The sequence below is a fragment of the Caulobacter sp. GW821-FHT09A05 genome (genome assembly GCF_059418465.1).
Window position 1 is genome coordinate 168,911 of the sequence record NZ_JBWKPX010000001.1, and the last position, 23,632, is coordinate 192,542.

Sequence of the window (23,632 nt, forward strand, 5' to 3'; positions counted from 1 at the left end):
CCTTTCGGCCTCGTTGATGATATCGATATCAGTTCTCACCGCCTAGGCCAGGGCGAGATTGACCGCGATGCTCCGGCGCACGCCCGGGCTCTTGAACGGATAGACGCAGTGCAGCATCCATGACGGCCACAGGTAGAACTCGCCCACGACCGGCTTGACGACGAACAGGTTGCGCACGCCCACGGCGCTGCGGCTGTCGATGAACTGCAGGCACCCGGCGGTGTTCTGGCGCGCCTTGTCGGCCTGGAATTCCGCCTCGTAGCCGGGCGGCACGCGAAGATAGCCGACGCTGCTGAACAGGCAGCCCTGGTGGAAATGGGCCGGGTTGTAGTCGCCGGCGACCATGTCGTTGATCCAGCCTTCCTTGATCTGGATCTGCAGCTTCTTGTCCGCCAGCTCCTCGGTCCGCTCGTAGTCACCATAGTGCATGAGGGCGTTTTCGCAGCGATAGGCGTAGGTGCGCGCGACATCGTAGAGGAAGTCGGTGACCTCGGGCGTCCGCCGGATCATGTCGGTGAACCGCAATTCGGTGCTGACCGCGCCCGCCAGGTGGGCGGACCAGTCGCGGGCCGCGACCTCGTCCTCGCGCTGGACCAGGTCGTCGATGCGCGCGTTCAGCCGCTCGACCATCCCGTCCGGCATCGTCGCCTTGAGGATGGTCGGGCTGAACGGCGCGACAAGCTTCAGGTCGTGGTTGCTGGTCATCATCCCCCCTTGAGCGATCGCGGGATCGACGAAGGCGCAGGGCCGGCCAGGCCGATCCCTCCGCCAACCGCCTAGAACTCCTTGCGGACCGTCAGCCAGACCGACCGCGGCGCGTTGCGCTTGAGCAGGTATCCCGACTCCGGCAGCTGGGCGACGACGTCATAGACCTGGACGTTGGCGGGCAGGTTGCTGCTGATCATCGGGTCGTAGGCCGAGACGTACTGCGTGTCGAACAGGTTGCGGACATCGACGGTGATCCTGGTCTTGGCCAGGCCCTCGTACTGCACCGAGACGTCCACATTGTCCTGCTTGGGCAGGAAACGGTGATCCAGGGCGTTGGTGTTGAGCTTGCGCTCGTCCATCCAGCGGTGACGGACATTGAAGCGGAAGTCCTTGTATCGATAGGAAAGCGTGTTGCTCACCGTCCATTTCGGCGACCGGGCCAGGATCCCCGAGTCGACGCGGAGGACGTCGTCATCCACGCCCAGGCCGTTGGCGCCGGTGTTGAGCCAGTTGTAGGCCTCGGTGGTCTTGCCGTTGAGGTAGGTCACGGATGGCGACCATTCCAGGTTCCGCGTGATCCGCCACTTCGCCCAGGATTCGATCCCGCGCGTGAAGTATTTGTTGAAGTTTTCTGGCAGCAGGTAGGTCGAGACATTGTCCTTGTCGACCGCCGTCGGGTAGTCGTTCACGGCGAAGTTCTGGTAGAAGTAGGTGATCTGGCCATTGAACTTGCGATCGCCGAACGTATAGGCCAGCTCATGGCCCTTGATGAAGGCGGTCGGGCCGAGCGGGCGCACCAGGGTGGCCACGGTCGAATAGCGGTTGATGACTCCCGCCGCCGGCTGCTTGGCGTCGGTGTACCGGTAGTAGACCTTGTGCTTGTCGTTGAAATTGTATCCGACGGAGACGCTGTAATCGACGACGCCGAGGGCCCGGTCGGCGCGGATGACCTTCGACGCCGTCTGGGTCATGTAGAGGTTGTCGTAGACGGTCAGCGGATCGCCATCCAGCCCGCCGTTGGTCAGCGAGGGGGCCCCGGAATTGCGCGTGTCCCAGGTCTCCGAATACGTCTTGGCGTTGAAGTGCTGGTACTTGACGCTGCCGTTGAAGTCCCAGTGCTTGCCCGGCGACCAGCTGAAGCCGGCGTAGGGCGAGGTTTCCAGGATCCTGGCGCGCTGCGACACCGTGGTGAACAGGCCGCTGCCATAGGAGCCCCAACCGCCGGCGTCGGTCAGCTGATAGGTCGTTCCCGACGCCGTGACGTATTTGACGTTCAGGTTCTGAACCTGGCCGTCGGCCCAGGCCGACACGCCCAGGCCGTTGGCCCAGTTGTCATTGGCCTGGTTGGACCGGGCCACGTAGACGCCGAAATTCAGGTTGTAGGACTCGCCGTGATAGCTGGCGGTGAAATTGCCCATGGAGTCCTTCGACCCGCGGTCGTTGTCTTCGGCCCGGGTCAGCAACACCAGGTCCTGCGAGGCGCTGGCGACCGGCACGACCCCGGAATTGAAGGTTCCGTTGGCGCTCGGGATCGTGGCGGTGACCAGTCCCCCGCGCATGTCGATGTCGCGATTGGGCAGGCTGTTGCCCACGATGCAGAGGCTGTTGGTCTGCCAGGTGGTCGCCGTGACGCGCGGACAGGCCGCGCCGGTGCGGTAGTTCGTCCCCAGCTGCGAGCCCGCGACATTGTTGGCGACGCGGGCGACCAGGGCGCCGGCCGAATTGTAGAGCTCGTAGTAGCCGGGCGTGCGGTCCAGGTTGTTGACGTTCAGGCCGAAGCGTTCGCGCGTCGCCGCCGCCGAAGCCAATGACGCCAGGCCCTGGGGCTTGTAGGACTGGCCCCGATAGTCGGACTTCTGCAGGCGCAGCGCGCCCGTGAAGCCCCAGGCGCCGTCGGTGTCGTGACGCCAGTTGAGCGAAATGGCGTCCTGCTTGTAGCGATAGCCGGCCGACGGATCGAGCGTGTGGCTGCCGGGCTTGAAGTAGTTTGGAACGGTCTGCCGGCCGCCGTTCATGAACAGGTTCACGTCACGGCCGAAGCCGGGGATCTCCTGGGCGTCCTGGTAGCCGTAGGTCGGCTGCTGGAAGGTCGTCAGTTCGGCGTTCGTGTCGTCCAGGTGCTTGAGGATCACGTTGAACGAGCCCGATCCGCCGCCGCCCTGGTACTGCTTGTAGAGGTTCACCTTGAACTGGCCGCCGTGGTTCAGGTCCCATCCCGGGTCCACCTGCCCGTTCGACCGGCGATAGAAGCCGCTGACGCCGATCCCCGCGTCGCCGGCCTTGTTGACCCAGCCATACGACCCGTCGACCTGCTTCCACGACAGGTGAAGGTCCTCGCCCTCGAAGCCGAGGCGGGTCTGGATGACCCCGCCCGGCCTGACCGCGCCGGTGATGTAGTTGAAGGTGGAGCCCACGGAGGTGGTCACGCCGGTCGCCGACGAACCGCCGCGGACCGACTCGACCCGGCTGGTCGAAATATCCGCGCGATAGAAGTAGCCGTCCTGGAAGCCGCTGAACTTGAAGGGGACCACCGGCAGGCCGTCTTCCAGGATGGTCGTCCAGAAATAGCCGGAGGTGTTGGCGCCCGTCCCGATCGTCATGCCGCGCGTAAACACCTCGTTGCGGGCGACGCCGTCGTTGGATTCGACCACCACCCCGGGCATGTCGCGCAGCATGTCGTCGGCGCTGATGGGGGTGAACTTCGACATGTCGTCTTCGTTCAGCACCGAGAACGACACATTGGCCTTCCTGGCCTGGGTGTTGGCCATGACGCCGGTGACGATCACCTCGTCGACCGCGTTGACCTCGGCGTCCGCGCGGTCCGGCGCCGGCGTCGATTGAGCCTGGGCCGCGGTCGCCGCCAGGGCGCTCGCGCCGACGGCCAGGGCCAGCGCCATGCGAGAAACCCGCAGGGCGCGCATGCGGATGCGCGCGGTGCTTTGAACACCCATTCCTTCCTCCCCTTCGGGCTTTGGCCCGACCTTGTTCGACGCGAGACTCGAAGCCCGCTTGACCGACCGCGTTGTCGAAACCGAAGGCGCCTTGAAGCGTCGCGGTCGGCCCATTGTTATCGATATCAATGTAATTCGAAAGCTGTCAACGGCTTTCGACGGCCACGCTTCCCGCCAGACCTCCCCCTGCTCCGCCGCTAGAAAGGCCCAAGCTTCGGGCTGACAAGCGCAGGACTCCCTGTCGAGGCCCGTTACCGCCGACCTACGGAAGGCCGGGACTGGCGCCCCATTTGTTCACGATATCATTCGACAGATGCAATCGGCGCTCGCCATGCGGCGACGGACGCGGGATCACCCCCGCACGAAGATGTTCCGCAACCACTGCGACCCCGCCTTGGCGGCCTGGCCCCAGTCTTCGCTGTCGTCCAGCGCCTCGGGCTTGTAGCCCCAGGGATTGAACAGCTTCAGCCGGTTGACCTTGAAGGCCGCGACATTGCGGGTGACCAGGGTCAGGCCGTGCTCAAGGGCCGTGGCCGCCAGCAGGGCGTCGCGGGCGTCGGTCAGCGGCAGGCGGCCCCGTCCCCGGACGACGGCGGCGTCGACCGGCAGGATGCGGCCCTCGAAGGCGACGGCGACCTGGTCGTTCAGCCAGGCGCGCAGGGCCAGGCCCGCCGCCTTGTCCTTGCGCTCGACGCGCGCCACGCCGGTTTCCAGTTCCAGCAGGGTGATCGCCGAGATGAACAGGCTGGATCGGGCCTGGCCCGCGGCCCAGCCGGCCAGGCCCGGATCGGTCCCCCCGCCCTTGGCGTTGCGCAGCTCGAAGACGATGTCGGTGTCGAGCAGGTACATCAGCCGCGCCAGTTCACGGGGTTGTCCCACGCGTCGTCCGACCGGGTGTCGGCGACATCCAGGACGACCGGCGCGGCCAGGGCCAGCAGGTCGACGATCGTCTCGGCCTGGCCCGATAGCTTGCGATAGGCCTCGATGCTCATCAGCACATGGGTGGTCCGGCCGCGGTCGGTGACGAACACCGGCTCGATCCGCGCGGCGCGCTTGGCCTGGCTGACATCCTGGTTGAAGTCACGGCTCGAGATGACCTTCATGTACCTACATTGACAAGGCTGTCTTGTAGGTATGTTACTACATTGTGGCGTTCGAGCAACAGGGAATTCGCCAGCAAAAACAATCTTCTGGGCCAGTCCACCAAAAACGAAAATTCGACTTGCGGCGAAAAGCCAAGTCTGCGCGGCATGGCCTCAACGGCGGGCAACGCCGAGAAGGATTCACAAAGGGGGGACGCTTTGTCCGACATCATATCCAGCGTCATCAGCACGGTGACGGGCATACTCGGCCCGCACGGTCCGGCCACCGCCACCGGCGCGCACAGCTACGCGCCGGCCGATTTCAGCGTGCACTTCTTCCTGCAGCTGGCCGTGATCGTGCTGGCCTGCCGCGTGGTCGGCTGGCTGGGCCAGAAGGTCGGCCAGCCGCAGGTGGTGGGCGAGATGGTCGCCGGCGTCATCCTGGGCCCGTCGCTGCTGGGCCTGCTGTTCCCGCACTTCCAGGGCCTGCTGTTCCCCAAGGAAACCAAGAACGTCCTCTATGTCGGCGCCCAGCTCGGCGTCGGGCTCTACATGTTCATGGTCGGCACCAGCTTCCACGCCGATCACTTCAAGGCCAAGGCCAAAAGCGCCATGAGCGTGTCGTTCGCCGGCATCGCCGCCCCGTTCCTGATCGCCGCGATCATCACGCCGTTCCTGCTGAAGGTCCCAGGCCTGTTCGCCCCGACCATCAGCCAGGGCGCCGCCACCCTGTTCATGGGCGCCTGCATCGCCCTGACCGCCTTCCCGATGCTGGCCCGCATTATCAATGAGCGCGGCTTGGCCAAGACCTCGCTGGGCACCCTGTCCCTGACCGCCGGCGCCTTCGACGACGCCGTCTCGTGGTGCGTGCTGGCCGTGGTGCTGGCGACCTTCGGCGGCGGCCCCGGCGTGGCGATCCTGGCCATCGGCGGCGGCCTGGCCTGGGTGCTGTTCGTCACCCTGGTCGGCCCCAGGATCCTGGCGCCGCTGGGCCGCATGGTCGAGCGCGAGGGCCAGATGAGCACCTCGGTCCTGGCCCTGATCATCCTGGCCTTCTGCGTCTCGGTCTTCCTGATGGACGCCGTCGGCATCCACGCCATCTTCGGCGGCTTCATCCTGGGCGTGGTCATGCCGCGCGGCCTGCTGGTGGAGGAGCTGAAGAAGAAGGTCGAACCGATCGCCGTCGTGCTGCTGCTGCCGATGTTCTTCACCTATTCGGGCCTGAACACCCGGATGGACATGGTCAACTCGCCCCAGCTGCTGCTGATCGCCCTGGGCATCCTGGCCTGCTCGATCCTGGCCAAGTGGGGCGCCTGCTACGCCGCCGCCCGACTCACCGGCGAGAACCACAGCACCGCCATGGGCATCGGCGCCCTGATGAACTCGCGCGGCCTGATGGAGCTGATTATCATCAACATCGGCCTGCAGAAGGGCATCATCGGCCCGACCCTGTTCTCGATGCTGGTGCTGATGGCCATCGTCACCACGGTGATGGCCAGCCCGTTGTTCGAGGTGGTCTACGGCAAGAAGGCCCGGGAAACCGGTGAGCTGGACGCCATCGACAGCGCGGTCGCCAAGGCCGCCGCCTAACTTCCACAAGTCGCTTCCCTAAGCCCTCGCTCTCCTGCCGGAGCGAGGGCTTTCTTGTGCGAGGTCAGCGCCGCTCAGCGGGTGTCGGCCCAATTGTTGAAGTCGTTGTAGGCCCTGACGATGTCCTGATAGTCGTCGGCCAGTTCCGAGCCGATCCCCGGATTGCGGCTCTGCTGTTCGTACAGGGTCACGGTCGCGGCGGTCAGGCCGTCCTGCGCGGTGTAGGCGTCCAGCAGCTGCGCCTCGGAAGGCGTCGCATGGTCGGTGAGCCAGGTCTTGGCCTCGTCCGTCAGGCGGCCCGTGCCGGCGTCCACCAACTGGCCCGAGAAGTCCTTCAGCGCCGTGGCGATCGGTCCCGCGCCGAACAGGTCGCCCAGCGCGCCCGTCACCGCGTCGTTGGCCTTGCTGGGCAGAGGCAGGGCGGCCAGGGCCAGGTCGACGGTGAAGCCGATCAATTCCTCGCGCTCGGCCTTCTCGGCGGCGATGTCGTCCTGGATGTTGCGCACCGACTCCACGGTCGTGGCGCTCAGCAGGGCGATGCGCTCCTCGGCCTGGTTGCCGGGATTCTTACCGCTCTCGACGATCTGACGCTGGTCGCCGATATAGTCCAGGACCTTGTCGCGCACCGCGGCCCCGCCGATCACGTCGGACGAGAACATCGTCCGCTGCAGGAAGCCCGAGAACGTGTCGAGATTGTACTGCCACTGGTTCATGTTCGTGCCGCGATAGTTCTCGGACACCACCTCGGGATTGGTGAAGCGGTCCAGCACCGCGTCGGAATGGCTGATGAACGCGCCGGTGATCGCCTGGGTCCGCTCGGTGGTGGCCAGGCTTTCGTGGGTGTTGGACAGCTCGGGCGGGTCGGCGACCAGGCCCGTCAGCTCGGCGGCCAGCCAGTCCGAGGCCTTGGTGGCCAGCGGCGACACCAGGTGGGTCGGCACGTTGCCGCGATAGCCGTCGGCCGCCTGGGCCAGGGCGATCACCGGATCGTCGACGGCGTAGCGGCTGGCCTGCTCGTCGCCGCCCCACATGTCGGTGATGTTCTGCAGATAGGCCTCGGACGTGTAGAGGCCGCCCTGGGCCGCGTACTGGGCGAAGGCGCGGAAGTCGTCCGGCTTGGCGCCGTAGCGGTCGTACAGGACCTGTGAGGCCAGTTCGCGGGGCGCGGCCTTGTCCGCCAGGATCTGGGTCGCGAAGTGGGCGGCGGCGTCGCGCACGTCGTAGTTCTGCTGCTTGGGATTCTCGACATAGGTGTCGATCAGGTGATTGGCGTAGTTGGTCCGGAACGCGGTGACCTCGGGACTGGGCGAGGACCCGAAGAACTCCAGGAACTGGTTGATGTTGTCGGCGTACTGGTAGGCCGCCGGCAGGCCGTCGACCTCCAGGTGGGGCGCCAGGCCGGTGTTCTGGACCGGGATCCGGTCGAAGGCCAGGCTGGTGGTGATCGAATAGGCGGCCTGGCCCGGCTCCACCGGAATGGCGCCGTGGTTGAACCCCATGGCGACGGCCTCGGCCAGGCCCGCCCGCTCGTTGTCGGTCAGCCAGCCGTCCTTCACCAGCGTGTTGACGCTTTCGGGATTGAGCCAGCCGTTCAGCGCCTCGGGGTCCTTGGCGAACACTTCCCGCACCAGAGCCTCGCGCTGGTCGGCGGGGGCGGCGTTGTAGGCCGTGGCGAAGGCCTGGGCCTTGGCCCGGTCGTCGGCCTGGCCCGTGACGCGCTCAGCCTCGCTCTGCGGGGTGACCTGGGTCGCGACCTGGCTCGCGATCTGGGCCGAGGCGGTGTGATCGACATGGGTCGTCTGGGATGTGGCGGTGACCGAGCCGCCGCCGTCCGCGCTCAACATGGATAGGCTCCTTCCACGGAAGGCGACGAGCCTGCGCGCTTCGGCCGGGAAGAAACAGCTGGGGAATTCCCTAGTATCCCCGCTCGGCCTCAGGCCGGCGCGAGCGAACGGTCGAAGCCGAAGCGGTTGATCTGGGCGATCAGGTCGCGGTGGCTGGGCAGGTCGTGGGTGGCGCGTTCGCCGAAGTTGCGGATCTTGGCGAACAGCTTCTCGGCCGCCGCCACGTCCGGAAACTCGCTGCGTCCCGGCGACAGGTCGGTTTTGAAGCCCATGCCGTACAGGATGTACTGGTAGTTGAAGAAGGCGAAGGTCTCCAGGTCCAGGATGAAGTCGTAGCGGGTGGGCGGACGCCAGCGCCACTGCTCCAGGAGATCGACCAGGCGTTCGGGCATCGAGGCCGGGTCGGCGTTCTCGCGCCAGAACGGTTCGGTGCGCTGGCTGAGGCAGTAGTGCAGCTTCAGGAAGGTGATGATGTTGTCGAAGCGGGCCGTCATCAGCTCGTTGAAGCGCAAGGCCGGGGCGCTGATCGGGCCGTTGTGCGGGAACAGCTCGGCGATGATCGCCACCGCCGCCTCGATCAGCACCACCCCGGTCGACTCCAGGGGCTCCAGGAACCCCGCCGACAGGCCCACGGCCACGCAGTTCTTGATCCACTGCTTGGTGCGATAGCCGGCTTCGAACGACAGCACCCGGGGGGTGATCTCGACGCCCCGCCCCACATAGTCGCGCAGGATCGCCTCGGCCCGGCCGTCGTCGACGTGGTCGCTGGAATAGACGCAGCCGACGCCGCGCGCGCCGTTCAGGCCGATGTCCCAGGTCCAGCCGGCCTCGTGGGCGGTGGCGACCGTGAAGCTCTCGATCGGGGCGTCGGGACGGTCGTAGGGGATCTTGCAGGCCAGGGCCCGGTCGGCGAACAGGATCGGCCGCGCCGACTTGAACGGAGCCTTCAGGGCCTGGCCGATCAGCTCGGCGTGGAAGCCGGTGCAGTCGATGTAGAGTTCGGCCTCCAGACGGCCGTGCTCGGCGCAGACCACGTGGTCGATGGCCCCGGTCGCGTCCAGCTCAACCTGGGTCAGCCGCCCCTGCAGGTGGCGCACGCCCAGTTCGCGGGCCCGCTCGGCCAGCACCTGGGCCAGCTTGGCGGCGTCGAAATGATAGGCGTAGTTCAGCGGGCCAGAAAAGTTGCCCTCGTGCGGGCGCTTGGGCGCGCGCTGGGCGTCGGCGACCCGCGCCTGGATGGTCATGGCCTCGGCGAACGGCGCGCGGGTCGCCTCGTTCTGCAGCAACCAGTAGGGCGCCAGGCTCGTGCCGTCGGTCGAGAACGGGGCCTCGAACGGATGGAAGTACTGGTGGCGCTCGCCGCCCCCGCCTTCGCCTTCCTTCGGCGCCCAGGCCCAGTCGTTGAAACGGATGCCCTGCTTGAAGGTGGCCGAGGTCTCGCGGATGAACCGGGCCTCGTCGACGCCCAGGAACTGCAGGGTCGCGCGGATGGTGGGAAACGTCGCCTCGCCCACGCCGATGATGCCCACGTCGGGCGACTCGAGCAGGGTGATCTCCAGATGCGCCTGCTCGGCGATCCGCAGCGACTTGGCCAGATAGGCGGCCGTCAGCCAACCGGCCGTGCCGCCCCCGACGATCAGGATTCTGCGTCTACGATCCATGCCGCCTTGATAGCGCCCTCCGCGCGGAAAGCGGAAAGCAAAGTTCGCGGCGGGGGCCGGCGCATGCGCCCCTCCCGCGCCATCGTCACCGCCCCGGTCGCGCGAACGCGGCCACGCGGGCGTGCTGCTGGTGGACCGGATTCTCCGCCGCGTAGGACGCCGGCCCCGTCCGGAACCCGCCCACGTGGTTGGACAGGTCCGCGGCCTCGGCGCGCAGGGCGTGGGTGGCCTCGGTCGACTGCTGGACCATGGCCGTGTTGCGCTGGGTCACCTGGTCCAGCTGGTTGACCGCCACATTGACCTGGCCGAGCGCGGACGCCTGCTCGTTGGCCGAGGCGGCGATCTCGTCGACCAGGGTGTCGATCACGCCCACCTTGTCGACGATGCCCCGCAGGGCCTGGTTGGTCTGGGCGACGAGGTCGACGCCCTCGCCCACCTGGCGGCTGGAGTCGGCGATCAGGGTCTTGATCTCCTTGGCCGCGTCCGCCGAGCGCTGGGCCAGGGCCCGCACTTCCTGGGCGACCACCGCGAAGCCGCGGCCGGCGTCGCCGGCCCGGGCCGCTTCAACACCGGCGTTCAGGGCCAGCAGGTTGGTCTGGAAGGCGATCTCGTCGATGACGCCCAGGATCTGCGAGACCTTGGCCGACGAGCTCTCGATCTGGGTCATGGCCTCGGCGGCGCGGGTCACGATCGCGCCCGAGCGCTGGGCGTCGGCGGCGGCTTCGCTGACCTGGGCCGAGACGGCCTTGGCGCTCTTGGCGGTGCGGTCGACCGTGGCGGTCAGCTGCTCGACGGCGGCGGCGGTCTCTTCCAGGGTCGCGGCCTGCTGCTCGGTGCGCTGGGCCAGGTCGTCAGCGGCGTGGGCGATGTCGTCGGCGCCCGAGCGGATGCCCGAGGTGGCGCGTTCCACGGCCTTGATGGTGTCGGCCAGGGCGGCCGCGGCGTGGTCGAAGTCGGCCTTCAGGCTCATGAATTCGGGCGACAGTTCACCCTCGACCCGGGCCGAGAGATCGCCCGCCGCCAGCCGCGCCAGGGCCTGGCCCACGGCGGCCACGGCGGCGGCCTGGCGCTGGTCGGCGGCCTGGCGCTCGGCGGCCATCCGCTCGCGTTCTTCCTGCAGGGTCTCCAGATAGCTGGAGATGGCCAGGTCCATGTCCAGGAAGGTGGCCTTGACCAGGGCCACGACCTGGTCGGAGACCTCGCCCCCGCCCTTGCCGCCGAAAAGGCCGCCCTTCGCGCGCTTGGCCAGGACGGCGCGGACCAGATGCTCGACCACCAGGGCGTAGCCGCCGATGTACCAGCGCGGCTCCAGGCCGGCGCGGACATGGGCCTGGCCGACGCGCCGCACGTCGGCGGCGTAGTCGGGGCCGAACTCGGCGGTCGCCATCTTGCGCCAGTGGTCGCCCTGGCGGGCCTGGGCCCCGTCCATCTGGGCGCGGCTGGCGAACAGCTCGCGCATCTGGGGATAGGCGCGGACCTGGTCGTAGAAGCTGTCGAGCGCGGCGTGGATTTCGCCATCGACCACCGGCTTGGCCGCCTTCAGGGCCGCCCGCGCGCGATCGTCGAACCGCATGAAGGCCATGCGCTGGTCGAGTTGCTGGTTGACGCTCATGCCGCTGCCCCGAGTCACGAAATCCACAAGGCCCAGAGAGGTGACCGGATTAGGTTAACCGAGCTTGAAATCCAGGCCCCTTAAGGGTTCGCGCGTCCGCCGCCGCCGACCAAGGCGAGCAGCCGCTCGGCGGCCGCCATCGCCCCGTCCGGACGCATGGAAGCGGCCACGGCGCCGGCCCGTGCGCGGGTCTCGGGCGCCAGGGCCGTTCCGAGCGCGGCCGACAGGGACGGGACGCTCGGCGTGGGGCCGTCGTGCGCGACACCAAGGCCGAGCTCCGCCACCCGGCCGGCGAAATACGGCTGGTCGGCGATCTGCGGAACCACCACCTGCGGCGCGCCGGCCCGGGCGGCCGTCGTCGTGGTTCCCGCGCCACCGTGGTGGATGACCGCGGCCACGCGGGCGAACAGCGCCTGCTGGTTGACCTCGCCGACCGCGAGACCGTCGCCCCGGTCGTCGGCCAGGGCCAGGTCGGCCCAGCCGTGGGCGAGGAGCACCCGGCGGCCCTGCGCGCGAGCCGCCTCGACGGCGGCCCGCCCCGTATCGTTCAGGGTCTGCATGGGCATGCTGCCGAAACCCACATAGACCGGCGGCGGGCCGGCGCTCAGGAAGGCGTCCAGCGCCGGCGGCAGCGGACGGTCGTCCGGCAGGATCCAGGCGCCGGTCTGCACCACCTCGCGCAGGTCCGTCGGACGCCACGGGCTCAGGACCGGATCCGACGCCAGCCAGGGCCGATCGGTGAAGACGTGGTCGCGCACATTGTCCACCGGCGGCAGGCCGTTCTCGGCGCGGAGGGCTCCGAACGCCGCCCCGAAGATGGCGTTCATGGCCTCCGCGTTCCGCGCCCACAGCACCCGGTTGTCGGTCACGTCCGCCGGAACCGGGTGACCGGGAAACGGGAGCGGCCGGTAGTGGATCGACGGCAGGAAGACCGGACAATAGGCCGCGTAGACGTACGGGACGCCCCGCAGCTCGGCCACGCATCGCGCCGCGGCGGTGGACGGGAACAGGCCGGCGGCCAGGATCGCGTCGCAGCCTTCTGCCGCCGCCGAGATGGCCTCGAACTGGGCGGTCAGAACCCCCGCCGCGCGCTGGGACAGGTCCATGGGCGGCCGGCTCTCCAGCGCCGAGGCCACCCACCGGCGCACCGGCGTGAAGGCGGGCGCCAGCGACGCGCCGGCTCGCGACACCAGCTCGGCGAGTTCCGGGTCCGGCGGGGCGCACACCACCGCCTCCGCGCCCAGCGCCCGCAGGGCCGCGGCCAGGCCCGCCATCGGCTCGACGTCCCCGCGCGATCCAAAGGTCGACAACAGCACCCGCATTTCGTCCTCCCCTTGCGTTGAGGACTCTACAAACTGCGCATAAATCGCCGCCCGCCAATTCTTGAACGAAACTGTTTCGTCCCCAGATCCCTGTCAGGCGGGGGGCTCTGAGGGCTTGTGGAGGCCGAAACCCACCCAAGGCGGACGCTCGAACCCTTGGCCCTTCGCCCCGGGCTAAAGCGCCGACAGCGGCTCGGCCACGTCGCCGTAGCCGGCGTCGGGCTGGATCCGCAACGACGCCCCCTCGATCCAGGGCTCGACGGTGACCAGCGGCCGGGCCCGCGCCGTCTCGATCGCCGCCGCCGCGCTGGCGCTCTGCGCCAGCAGTCGCAGGTTCATGCGGGTGGGGAAGATCACCTTGCGCTGGCCCGACGCGGCCAGGTCCAGGGCCTCGCCCGGCGCGATCCATTCGGCGTCGACCGCCTCGTGGCCGTCGCAGATCGCCAGTTGGGCCAGGGGCGCGTGGGCGGCGTAGAACCAGGTGTCGAACCGCTTGGCCGTCAGCGGCGGGGTGATCCAGCGGGCGAAGAGGGTCAGGGCCGCCAGGTCCAGCCTCAGGCCCAGGTCGCGCACCACGTCGAGGAAGGCCAGGCGGTCCTCGGCCACCGCCGCCCGCACGTCGATCGCCGCCTCGCCGGCGTAGAGCCCGCCCGCCGCGTCGCGGGCCAGCAGCACGCCGGCCTCTTCATAGGCCTCGCGCAGGGCGGCGATGCGCAGCGACGCGCCGTCCTCGCCGACGCTCTCCCAGCCGGTGGCGTGATCGGCCCAGGCCGGATCGTGGTCGCCGGCGTGGCTCTTGCCGCCCGGAAACACCAGGGCCCCGCCGGCGAAGTCGATCTGGTGGTGGCGCTTGACCATCAGCACCTCGAACGCGGGCTGGTCGCGCAACAGCAGGATGGTGGCGGCGGGGCGGATGGGGTCTGTCATCGAGAGAGAGTGGCGCGGAAGCGGCGTGGCGCCCAGGGATTTCGAACAGACGTTCGAACGATCCAAACCGACCGGAAGGCCCGGAGAGTTGTCATCCCGGAAGCGCTGCTGGAAAGCCGAACCTGGACGGGCCCGAGAAGCCCCTACCCCGCCGCGGCCGCCTTGCCCTGCTCGTGCAGGCGATCCGCCCGGTCCAGCAGGTAGTCGGCGTCCTCGCGCGACACCGCCGGCGAGGCGGTCAGGAAGCGCTGGATCATGTGCTCCTGGAACCGCTCGCGGTCGCCGGGGCGGCCGTCGTATTCCAGGGCGTGGAAGGCGTCGACCCCGGCGCGCAGGGCCGGGAACAGGCGCGGCGGCAGGCCGGCCCGCTCGCAGATCGCTTTCAGGCCCAGGGTCCCGGCGTCGTGGATCATCAGCCAGGTGCGGTGATGCGGCACGCCGGCCAGCTCGGCCACGCCCCATTCGAAGAAGGTCATGTGGCCATGGGCCAGGCCGCGCAGCAGCAGCGACGGCGTCAGCCGGCCGACGCTGGCCAGGTGGGCGGCGAAGGCCTTGGCGTCGGCGGCGCGGCCCGCCTGGTCGACCAGGTCGATCGTCGCCCGCTCCTTGGCGCCGAGGATGAGCTCCAGGGTGCGTTCGGCCGACAGCGGATGGGTGGCCAGGATGTGGTCGCGCAGCTGGTCGCCGACCATGTCGATCAGGCGCTCGGTCACCGACAGCGGCAGGGCCGAACGATAGGCGACGGCGGTCAGCACCTTCTCGGACTTGGCGAAACGCTCCAGCGCCCGCTGCAGGGCGGTCTCCGACATCCGGGCGTTGTCGTTGGCGCAGACGGTGGCGACCACCTCCTCGTCGCCTTGCTCAACCAGCAGGGCGGCGACCTTGCCCGACAGCCTGGGACGCCTGGCCACGGCCAGCTGGCGCACCGGCCCGCCCAGGCGGACGATCTCGCCCAGGTCGGCGTCGCTGAACACCGGCGAGAAGCTGATCACGGGCAGGGACACGCTCTCGACGTCGCGGGCCAGGCGGTTGGCGACGTCGGCCGGCAGGGTCGGCGAATTGCGCAGGGTCACGGCCAGGGCGCGGCGGACCAGCTCGGCGGCGTCGGCAGCCATCACCCGCAGGATCTCGGCGGCCAGGGCGCGCTGCGCCTCATCCAGCTCGGCCCGGTCGATGGTGCGGCACAGCTTGTGGGCGGCCAGGGCCCGCTCGTCGGGCGTCGCGCCCTTCACCAGCATGCGGATGTCGTGTTCGGTCAGGGCGGCGCGGGTGGTGGCCATCGTTCTCCCCTCAAGCCCGTGGAACGGCGAGGAATCGGATCATCGCCCGGTATGCTTAACGATTGTTTGCCCTCAAAGCCGCGGTCGTTAACGATAAGCCGTAACGCGGCGCAAACCGCGATCTCCTAGGGTCTGTCCTCACCAGCCGAGGAATCAGTCCTTGTTCGCCGAGCGCCGACAAAACACCCCCGCGGACGGCGGCGCCGACGCCCGCCTGGCGCTCGACGCCCAGACCGCCCTGCTGCCCTACGCCCTGGCCGTGTTCGCCGTCAGCCTGCCGATCTACGTCTGGGCCGGTTCGTTCGCGCAGAACGCCGGCTGGATGGCGATCAGCTTCGCGGTGTTCGCGATCAACTGGGGCGTCTTCTACGGCGTGGTCGCCTGGCTGCGCACCGACGCGGCCCAGGACCTGGCCCGCCGCGCGCGGGTGCAGGTGATGTCCGGCCTGCTGTGGGCCGTGGCGGTGTGTCAGATGGCCGTCTTCGCCGACGGGGCCGGCGGCGTGCGCGAGACCCTGCTGCTGCTGTCGGCCGGAGCGGCCGTGGTCTGCATCTTCTTCGCCGCCCCCGGCCTGCTGGCCCTGCTGGTGACCGCGCCGATCGCGGCCGTCGGACCGCTGTACCTGCTGTTCGCCCATCCCCAGAGCGAGCGGTCCGGCGTCATGGCCTTCGGGGCCATCGCCCTGGCCATGGCTCTGTCGCTGGTCCTCAACCGCATGCTGCGCCGCCAGCACGCCCTGGCCCTGGCCCACGAGGCCCTGCTGGAGGAGCGGCTGAACGTGCTGGAGTCGGCCGAGCGCGCCGCCCGCTCCAAGTCCGACATCGTCGCCACCCTCAGCCACGAGATCCGCAACGGCCTGACCGGCGTGACCCACGTGCTGGCCGCCGCCGCCGGCAAGGGCGGACGCGCCGCCCCCTCCCGCGAGCAGCTGAACGCCGCCCTCGACGCCGCCCAGGACCTGGTCGCCGTGCTCAACGCCACCCTGGACTCCGAGACCGCCGAGTCCGGCCGCCTGGCCGTCGAGAGCGTGGCCTTCGAACCCGTCCGCCTGATCCGCGACCTGGTGCTGCTGGACCGGCCGCACGCCGTGGCCAAGGGCCTGGAGCTGGCCGTCCACGTCGAGCCGGACCTGGAGCACCGCCAGCTGGGCGCCGCGATCGGCGATCCCCTGCGCACGCGCCAGATCATCGCCAACATCGTCGGCAACGCCGTCAAGTACACCGTGCGCGGCCGGATCGAGGTGCGGGTCGAGCGGCGCGAGAACCAGATCGCCATCGCGGTGGCCGACACCGGCCCCGGCCTGTCGCCCGAGGAGATGGACCAGGCCTTCCAGGCGTTCCAGCGCGTCGAGCGCACCGGCGCGGGCGTCAACGGCGCGGGCCTGGGCCTGTCGCTGTCGCGCCAGCTGGCCCGGCTGATGGGCGGAGCCCTGGAGGCGACCAGCGCCGTCGGCGTCGGCAGCTGCTTCACCCTGACCCTGCCCTTCGACGACAACGCCCCCTGCGCGACCGAGCCGGCCGGCGGCGAGGGGCCGCAGCCCGTCGAGGCCGCCGGGGCCCCGCCCCGCAACCTGCGGATCCTGATCGCCGAGGACGACGCCCTCAACGCCGCCATGCTGCGGGCCATCCTCGAGCAGTTGGGCCACCAGGTGGTCCACGCCCAGAACGGCCGCCGCGCCCTGGACCTGGCCCGGATCTGCGACTTCGACCTGGTGATGCTGGACGGCCGGATGCCAGTCATGGACGGCCCGCAGACCGCCGCCGCCCTGCGCGCCCTGGACGGCGGCAACAGCGACGTGGCCATCGTGGCGGTGATCGGCGGCGACGCCGACGAGGCCCGCGAATGCCTGGACGCCGGCGCGGACACCGTCCTGCGCAAGCCGGTCAGCGTCGCGGCCGTGGCCCGCGCCGTGGCCGACGCGGCCGCGCTCGACCGCAAGAACGCCAACCACCAGGCGGCGGTCGCCTAAACCGCTTCCCAACAACCGTTTGACTCGTCCACACTGCCCGCAACGACAAGACGCGGGAGGACGGGATGCTGCGCGATCTGCGGGTCATCGAGCTGGCCACCTACATCGCCGCCCCCGGCGCGGCCGGGATCATGGCCGACTGGGGCGCCGAGGTGATCAAGATCGAGTCGCCCGACGGCGATCCGATGCGCGGCTTCTTCGACACCATCGGCTCGGACCAGGCCGCCAACCCGATCTTCGAACTGGACAACCGCGGCAAGCGCTCGGTCGTGCTGGACATCCGCACCCCGGCCGGCCGCGACGCCGCCAAGGCCCTGGCCCAGGGCGCCGACGTCTTCCTGACCAATGTCCGCCCCGCCGGCCTGGCGCGGGCCGGGCTCGACTACGAGACCCTGAAGGCCGTCAATCCGCGCCTGATCTATTGCAGCCTGACCGGCTACGGCCTGGAAGGTCCCGACGCCGACCGCCCGGGCATGGACGTGGCCGCCTTCTGGTCGCGGGCGGGCGTGGGAGCCATCACCGCCCCCAAGGGCGCCGAGCCCTTCCCGATCCGCACCGGCATGGGCGACCACGTCACCTCGCTGGCGACCGTGTCGGCGATCCTCGCCGCCGTGCACGAACGCCAGCGGACCGGCGTCGGCCGGCTGGTCGAGACCTCGCTGCTGCGCACCGGCGTCTATGCGATCGGCTCGGACATGGCCATCCAGCTTCGGTTCGGGAAGCTGGCCTCCACCCGGTCCCGGCGCGAGGCGGTGCAGCCACTGGCCAACTTCTTCCAGACCCGCGACGGCCGCTGGATCTGCCTGCTGGCGCGCCAGGGCGCCACCGACTGGGCGCGGATCGCGGCGGCGGCCGGCCGACCCGAGTTGGTCGACGATCCGCGCTTTTCCAGCGCGAAGCTGCGTCGCGAGAACGGCCCCGCCCTGGTCGAGACCCTGGACGAGGCTTTCGGGGCCATGGACTACGCCGCCGCCGCCGCGGCCCTCGACGCCGGCGACATCACCTGGGCGCCTTGGCAAACCCCGCGCGATCTGCTCACCGACCCGCAGGCCGCGGCGGCCGGCTGCTTCGTGGAGACCCCCGACGGGCGTGGCGGAACCTTCCGCGCTCCGGCCGGTCCGGCCCGGTTCCCCGGCGCGGAGGACGGACCGCGCGGCCCCGCGCCGCGGCTGGGCGAGCACACGGCGGCGGTGCTGGCGGAGATCGGGTGGTCGGCGGCGGAGATCGCGGGGGTGACTTCGGCGCCCAGCTCAATCGGACCGCCGGAATAGGGTGCTCATCTCAGAGCGACTTTTGTTGTCATCCCGGAAACCTCGCAGAGGCTGTCCGGGACCCAGGGGACTGGGCTGAGGCGGTGCGATGGCCCTGGGTCCCGGGTCTGCTGCCCGCTACGCGGTCCTCCGCCCGGGATGACAACGCTGGAGGCGTGTTTCGATTGAGCCCGGCCTGACTACCGCCGGCGCTTGCCGCCGTCGCTGGCGTCGGACAGCACGCGCAGCATTTCCGACGAGAACATCGAGCTGGCCATCCGCGAGGCCGACGAGCCGCCGTTCGAAGCAAAGCTGAAGCCGTCGTCGGCGTCCTGCGGGCCGCGCAGGATCAGGCTGACCAATTCCTGCTGCTGCTGGATGCGCTCCAGCCGGCGGCCGGTGGCGTACTGGACGAAGCCCTGGTCGGCGTCCGGCGCGTTGACGACCGGCGCGGTGTCGGGAACAGCCCCGCCGCCGCCCGTTCGGGTCAGGTTGGCGTAGACCTCGCTGACCGTGGCCGGGCGCCCCTCGCGATAGAAGATCGAGCGGTTGGCGGCCGCCGCGTCGGGGAACAGGGCCGCGGCGCTGGCCCCGGGCGCATTGCCGACGGCCTCGATCAGCCGGGCCGAGCCCTGGGGGCCCAGGAAATGGGCGGCGTAGAGTTCGCCGGAGGTGGGAGAGCGCCCCACCCGGCCGCGCAGGTAGGAGGCGTGGTCGCTGGCCAGCTCGCCGGCCATCAACGAGGCGGCGTGCGGGTCCAGCTTCAGGCCCAGCACCGCCTTGCGGGCCTCGTCGCCGGCGACCCGGTACCGGCCGTCCGATCCCTGCTGGATCAGGTCGGCGTAGCGGGCGTAGCCGTATTTGGCGCCATGCTTCTTCAGGGTCGACAGCCAGGTCTGGTCGACGAACTGGAACAGGCCCGAGGCCGACGAGGTCCGCGCCCTGGCGGCGGGGTTGTAGCCGCTCTCGCGCTTGGCCGTGCCCATCAGGAACGAGAAATCCACGCCCGTCGCGCTGGACGCGCGCTGGATCGCCGACTCGACGACGCTACGGATGGAGGTGACATTCGCCATGCCCGAAGATGTGAACCCGCATGGTTAATCGCGCCTTAACCCTGCCCGGGAGCCCGGCAGAAATTGCCTGTGGCGGGTCGCCGCAGTTACAGGTGTAAAAATTCTACGCCCGTAATATTTACAAACGTAATTCTGCGTGACAGGCTTGCTTCATCGACCCCGGCTTCTTCAGGCGGTCGATGCAGAAGGAGGTTGTCATGGTCGCTTACGAAGGCGCGGTCGGTTCCTACATTCCCGGCCTGGACACCCAGCGCGGCAAGCCGTCCAAGGCGCTGTTCGCGGCGCTGGTGGTGGTTTCGGCCGCCCATGCGGGCCTGTTCGCCTATCTGGCCTATCAGAAGTGGGTCGAGCCGACCAAGATCGAGTACATTGATCCGACGCCGATCCTGATCGACCCGGTGATCCCCGATCCCCCCAAGCCCGACAAGCCGACGCCGCCCAAGGCGACGTCGAACCCGCCCCTGGTCCACAAGCCGACGCTGGTCACGCCCCCAACGGTCGATCCGCTGCCGGTCAAGCCGGTCGAAGGTCCGCGCGATCCGCCCGGTCCGGGTCCGGTGGACCTGAAAACCGATCTGCCGCCCGGTCCGCCGACCCTGGTCGAACCGATCCAGCCCAAGGTCGTCACCCGGCCCAACTGGCTGAAGAAGCCCGGGGCCTCGGAGTTCAGCCGCTTCTATCCGGAAAGCGCCATGCGCCGGGGCGTCGGCGGCATGGCCACCTTGAACTGCACGGTGGCCGCCAACGGCACGATCCAGGCCTGCAGCGTGCTAGACGAAACCCCGGCCGAGGAGGGCTTCGGCAAGGCCGCTGTCAAGCTGTCGCGGTTCTTCCGGATGAGCCCGCAGATGGAGAACGGCCAGGCCGTCGACGGCGCCAGCGTCCGCATCCCGATCCGCTTCAACGCGGCCGAGGGCTAACCGGCGCCGCCCTCGGGTCACGGGGGAGCCCCGGGGCGTCGCGCGCCTTCCAGCGCGGCGCCCCGGGGTTTTATGCTTGGTCGGTGGCGTCCACCGAGGGCGTGTCCCCGACACTCCCTTTTTCGCCCGTCATCCCAGGCCCCGCGCCTACACGCACCGACGCGCCGGGCGTCCCGCTCCGTAGCAGGCTCCCGGCGCGGCGGGCGTGTTCGATCAAGCGAAGATGAAGTCGGCCGCACTGAAGCTGGACGCGTGCATGCCGGACACAAGCATGTCCATGTCGCCCACCGAGATCACCACGCCGGCCGACGTGTCGGTCATGTGGATCGCGGAGGCGTACTCCCACGAATGGACGCCAAGGCCCGAAACGTCGAAGTGGTCGCGTTCCGTGCCGGAGTAGTTGTGCGTGGCGAAGCCCATGACGGTGTCGTGGCCGCCGCCGGCTTCGAACTTGTAGACGTCGTTGCCGCCGCCGCCGGCCAGCTGGTCATTGCCAGTCCCGCCGAGCAGGAAGTCATTGCCGGAACCGCCCAACAGGGTGTCATTGCCGGAGCCGCCCAACAGAGTGTCCTTGCCGGAGCCGCCCGACAGGGTGTCATCGCCCGCCAGACCAGAGAGCGTGTCGGCGCCCCCGTTGCCCGAGAGGCTGTCATTGCCCGCGCCGCCGGACTTCACGTTACCGCGGCTACCACCCGACCAGACGATGCCCGTCGGGGTTGGCTCGGGGGTCGGGGTCGGCTCGGGGGTCGGCGTCGGGGTCGGCGTCGGCGTCGGCGTCGGCGTCGGGGTCGGCTCGGGGAGCGGCGTCGTGGTGCTGGTCGCCCAGGGATGCGAGGTGTCGAGCGTCGGCTCGGCGGACAAGTGCGTGGTGTTGGTGACCGTTACCGCCGAGCTGGACGCCATCTGGCTGTCACTGAGCCCCCACACTTTCGTCCCGTCCAGCGTGGCCGACGTGCCGCTGGCGTCGAACACCAGCGTTCCCCTGCCCATATCGTTGAGCACGGTGTTGTTGGTCATGGTCAGCGTGTTGACCGCATGGGTCACACCTTCGGCGCCGTAGGCGATGATATTGGGATTTTCGCCGTTCGGGCCCTGCTGGATGACGTTGCCGCTCAGCGTCACCTTGCCGCCGTTCGGCAGGTCGACGCTGTAGCTCGAGGTGGAGTTGTTATCGATGATCCGCGTGTTGGTGATGACGGTCTCGGCGGCCCGGCTCTTGATCTCGTGGCCGACCACCGCGTCATGGAAGTAGCTGTCGCTGATGGTCAGCTTGGCGATGTCGCCGACATAGAGGTTGTGGGTGTAGCCGTCGCCGGCCCCGTTGTTGGCGAACTCGCTGTTGATGATGGTGATGGTGCCGCCTACGACGCCGCCGCCCATCAGGCCATTCTGATTGTCGTGGAAATAGTCGTTGGTCAGGGTCAGCGCGCCGCCCTGATAGCGGATGCCGGCGGCGTTATTGCTCGCGCCGGTGGCTCCCGAAAACTCGAAATGGTCGATCGTGACGTCGGTGTTGACGATCAGGATGCCCTTGTCGTTAGGGATGTCGCCCGTCGCCACCATGTGGACCATCCCTCCCACGCCTTGCAGGGTGATCTTGGTGTTGATGGTCGCGAAATCGTTCGTGTACGTCCCAGCCTGCACCTGGATGACGTCCCCATCATGGGACGCATTCACCGCAGCGCTGATCGTCGCGTATTGCTGGCCTTGGCCGACCGTGAGTGTGGTCATTCGGCTTCCATTCTTGCTTGACGGCGCCCCCGCCCTCCAAGGTCCCAATGCTGGGCCAATTGGGGCGACGGTGCGGCGCGAATGAGAGCCGCTCCGCCCCAATCCATTGATTTTAAACAACCTCTGACTGTCGGCCTGTGTGTCTTGCTTGCAACGTTCTGTGGCGCGCGCTGATACGAGGACCCGAGCGCCACGGCCCCTTCACGACAAACAGATCGCTTGCGCAGCTTTGGAAAACCGCCTCGATGGCGGCGAAATTCTCCTGCTGCGAAGCTTTGCAACCCGAGCTTTTAGGTTCGCAGCAGATATGAATCGGCGCCGCGTCAGAATGCCGCAATAGATACTGTGCCTATTCTTCGAAAATCTCAGAGAACACTGTTCGTAGACTTTAAATAGCGCTGTTCGTAGACTTTAGAGAACAGTGTTCGCGAATCATTGGTGTATTGGATCTCCCGAGCCGGGGCGGCGCCACCGGAGGATGCGACCGCCCCTTCTGCTATGTCTCAAGGCGAACCGATCGCTATTTGAGCGGCGCCGGGTTCAGGCCTTGCTCGTTAGGCCGCACGGTCGGGGATCACCCTGGCGTGATCTCTTCGTCCGGCGATTTGTCCGCGCCCCCGCCCGCCCCCTGGGCGGCGATGGCTAAGCCGCAAGGGCATGCGACCTCAGTGGGAGGGGATATCGGCCACGGGCGTTCCGCAGCCATGGAAGGTCCGCCATTCCCGCTGAGTCGCTGCCCCGTACCTATCGAATGATGTATTGACAAATAATTCATCGAGTTCACTGTTAAGATTGGTAAATCATTACATAATGCAACCTTCATAAAGAGGATGATTATTATGTAATGGTGACTATAGGTACTGATATTTACATAGTAAAAATCAATAATATATGGTCGAAAGCGAGGGCTGCCGATGGAAGGCGAGACGTATTCTGTTAGTCAATCATCATTCCAGGCATCTACCCTGGGTGATATTGGGTCGGGAAAGATCTCAGACGTTGAGCGCGTCCGCGCATTCTGGCGCCGCGTCGAGCATTACGACGCCGGGTCGCAGGTTCGACAGGGCGAGCGCACCGGTCCTGAAAAACAGCTGATCATCGTCTCGGGCTGGGCTTGCGAGTTGCGTATCCTCCCTGATGGCCGGAGACAGATTTTCTCGTTTCTTCTCCCCGGCGACGCCATCGAGGCGCGCGGAGCTGGAAGCGTCGGCGCCTGCGGCGTCGTCGCGCTCACGCGGCTCGAGGTCGTGAGCCGCGAGCCGCAGCTGACGGTCGACTCCGCTGGCCGGGACGCGGCGCTTCAACGGGAGCAGCGCCTCTACGACCACCTCATGCGCATGGGGCGGCTCTCGGCGAAGGAAAGGGTGATCCACCTTCTGCTCGAGCTCCATGAGCGGCTCGAACGCGTCGGCCTGGTTCATGGCGAGACGTTCAAGATACCCCTGACCCAGGAAGTCTTCGCGGACGCTTTGGGGCTCAGCGTCGTGCACATCAACCGCACCTTGAAAGGCCTGCGCAAGGAGGGCTGGGTCTGCATCAAGGCCGGATCCGTGACGCTCAGGAATCGGCCAAGGCTGGCGGCGGCCTCATGCTATCGATCGGAAGCCGACGATCTGGAGTTCGACGCGTTGACGCTGTGCGCGGGCGAGGATCGCATGGGTCGCGCCATCCTGCCCCCGAAACGGAACTTGTCGGCCTAGGCGCTTTTCCGA

The 23,632-nt window shown here is 68.4% G+C and carries 17 protein-coding genes; 5 read left to right on the forward strand and 12 right to left on the reverse strand.

Annotated elements, in window-relative coordinates; genetic code table 11:
- Positions 1 to 42: 42 nt before the first annotated feature.
- The 4 genes from AC07NX_RS00805 to AC07NX_RS00820 all read right to left on the reverse strand — a co-directional run bounded on the left by AC07NX_RS00805 (position 43) and on the right by AC07NX_RS00820 (position 4,762).
- A complete protein-coding gene (locus AC07NX_RS00805; RefSeq protein ID WP_494638247.1) occupies positions 43 to 705 on the reverse strand; it encodes a putative 2OG-Fe(II) oxygenase in 663 nt (220 codons plus the stop codon).
- Between the two features lie 71 nt (positions 706 to 776).
- On the reverse strand, positions 777 to 3,659 hold the full coding sequence (locus AC07NX_RS00810; RefSeq protein WP_494638249.1) for a TonB-dependent receptor plug domain-containing protein: 2,883 nt from the start codon (positions 3,657 to 3,659) through the stop codon (positions 777 to 779).
- Positions 3,660 to 4,010: 351 nt separating this feature from the next.
- Complete coding sequence (locus tag AC07NX_RS00815; protein WP_494638251.1) at positions 4,011 to 4,538, reverse strand: type II toxin-antitoxin system VapC family toxin; 528 nt, start codon at positions 4,536 to 4,538, stop codon at positions 4,011 to 4,013.
- Positions 4,508 to 4,762, reverse strand: coding sequence for a type II toxin-antitoxin system Phd/YefM family antitoxin (locus AC07NX_RS00820; RefSeq protein ID WP_494638253.1), 255 nt, complete (start codon positions 4,760 to 4,762; stop codon positions 4,508 to 4,510). The genes AC07NX_RS00815 and AC07NX_RS00820 overlap by 31 nt, the downstream gene beginning before the upstream one ends.
- A gap of 198 nt (positions 4,763 to 4,960) precedes the next feature.
- Here AC07NX_RS00820 and AC07NX_RS00825 point away from each other — a divergent pair, with 198 nt between their 5' ends.
- Entirely contained in the window at positions 4,961 to 6,331 is a 1,371-nt protein-coding gene (locus AC07NX_RS00825) for a cation:proton antiporter (protein WP_494638255.1), read from the forward strand.
- A 74-nt stretch (positions 6,332 to 6,405) separates the two neighbouring features.
- Here AC07NX_RS00825 and AC07NX_RS00830 read toward each other — a convergent pair whose 3' ends face one another.
- The 6 genes from AC07NX_RS00830 to spbR all read right to left on the reverse strand — a co-directional run bounded on the left by AC07NX_RS00830 (position 6,406) and on the right by spbR (position 14,977).
- Complete coding sequence (locus AC07NX_RS00830; RefSeq protein WP_494638257.1) at positions 6,406 to 8,175, reverse strand: hypothetical protein; 1,770 nt, start codon at positions 8,173 to 8,175, stop codon at positions 6,406 to 6,408.
- 89 nt (positions 8,176 to 8,264) lie between these two features.
- The gene (locus tag AC07NX_RS00835) at positions 8,265 to 9,836 is read right to left on the reverse strand and encodes a tryptophan halogenase family protein (protein WP_494638259.1); all 1,572 of its coding nucleotides are present in this window, start codon (positions 9,834 to 9,836) and stop codon (positions 8,265 to 8,267) included.
- Positions 9,837 to 9,921: 85 nt separating this feature from the next.
- Positions 9,922 to 11,448, reverse strand: coding sequence for a methyl-accepting chemotaxis protein (locus AC07NX_RS00840; protein WP_494638261.1), 1,527 nt, complete (start codon positions 11,446 to 11,448; stop codon positions 9,922 to 9,924).
- A gap of 80 nt (positions 11,449 to 11,528) precedes the next feature.
- Positions 11,529 to 12,770: a glycosyltransferase gene (locus AC07NX_RS00845; RefSeq protein ID WP_494638263.1), complete on the reverse strand. Its 1,242-nt coding sequence runs from the start codon at positions 12,768 to 12,770 to the stop codon at positions 11,529 to 11,531.
- A 174-nt stretch (positions 12,771 to 12,944) separates the two neighbouring features.
- Positions 12,945 to 13,697: an NUDIX hydrolase gene (locus tag AC07NX_RS00850; RefSeq protein ID WP_494638265.1), complete on the reverse strand. Its 753-nt coding sequence runs from the start codon at positions 13,695 to 13,697 to the stop codon at positions 12,945 to 12,947.
- Positions 13,698 to 13,840: 143 nt separating this feature from the next.
- Positions 13,841 to 14,977 (reverse strand): pole-localized protein SpbR, encoded by a 1,137-nt coding sequence (gene spbR, locus AC07NX_RS00855; protein ID WP_494638267.1) that lies wholly within the window; start codon positions 14,975 to 14,977, stop codon positions 13,841 to 13,843.
- 160 nt (positions 14,978 to 15,137) lie between these two features.
- On the opposite strand from spbR, the gene AC07NX_RS00860 reads away from it, so the two are divergent.
- Both AC07NX_RS00860 and AC07NX_RS00865 read left to right on the forward strand, forming a co-directional pair.
- Positions 15,138 to 16,946, forward strand: a complete 1,809-nt coding sequence (locus AC07NX_RS00860) for an ATP-binding protein (protein WP_494638269.1) — start codon at positions 15,138 to 15,140, stop codon at positions 16,944 to 16,946.
- A 65-nt stretch (positions 16,947 to 17,011) separates the two neighbouring features.
- Positions 17,012 to 18,217: a CaiB/BaiF CoA transferase family protein gene (locus tag AC07NX_RS00865; protein ID WP_494638271.1), complete on the forward strand. Its 1,206-nt coding sequence runs from the start codon at positions 17,012 to 17,014 to the stop codon at positions 18,215 to 18,217.
- A 179-nt stretch (positions 18,218 to 18,396) separates the two neighbouring features.
- On the opposite strand, the gene AC07NX_RS00870 is transcribed toward AC07NX_RS00865, so the two are convergent.
- On the reverse strand, positions 18,397 to 19,269 hold the full coding sequence (locus tag AC07NX_RS00870) for a lytic transglycosylase domain-containing protein (protein WP_494638273.1): 873 nt from the start codon (positions 19,267 to 19,269) through the stop codon (positions 18,397 to 18,399).
- Between the two features lie 197 nt (positions 19,270 to 19,466).
- Here AC07NX_RS00870 and AC07NX_RS00875 point away from each other — a divergent pair, with 197 nt between their 5' ends.
- Complete coding sequence (locus tag AC07NX_RS00875; protein WP_494638275.1) at positions 19,467 to 20,189, forward strand: energy transducer TonB family protein; 723 nt, start codon at positions 19,467 to 19,469, stop codon at positions 20,187 to 20,189.
- Positions 20,190 to 20,402: 213 nt separating this feature from the next.
- Here the strand turns inward: AC07NX_RS00875 and AC07NX_RS00880 are convergent, their stop codons facing one another.
- Positions 20,403 to 21,920, reverse strand: coding sequence for a calcium-binding protein (locus AC07NX_RS00880; RefSeq protein ID WP_494638277.1), 1,518 nt, complete (start codon positions 21,918 to 21,920; stop codon positions 20,403 to 20,405).
- Positions 21,921 to 22,834: 914 nt separating this feature from the next.
- Here AC07NX_RS00880 and AC07NX_RS00885 point away from each other — a divergent pair.
- Positions 22,835 to 23,620 (forward strand): Crp/Fnr family transcriptional regulator, encoded by a 786-nt coding sequence (locus AC07NX_RS00885; protein WP_494638279.1) that lies wholly within the window; start codon positions 22,835 to 22,837, stop codon positions 23,618 to 23,620.
- Positions 23,621 to 23,632 lie beyond the last annotated feature (12 nt).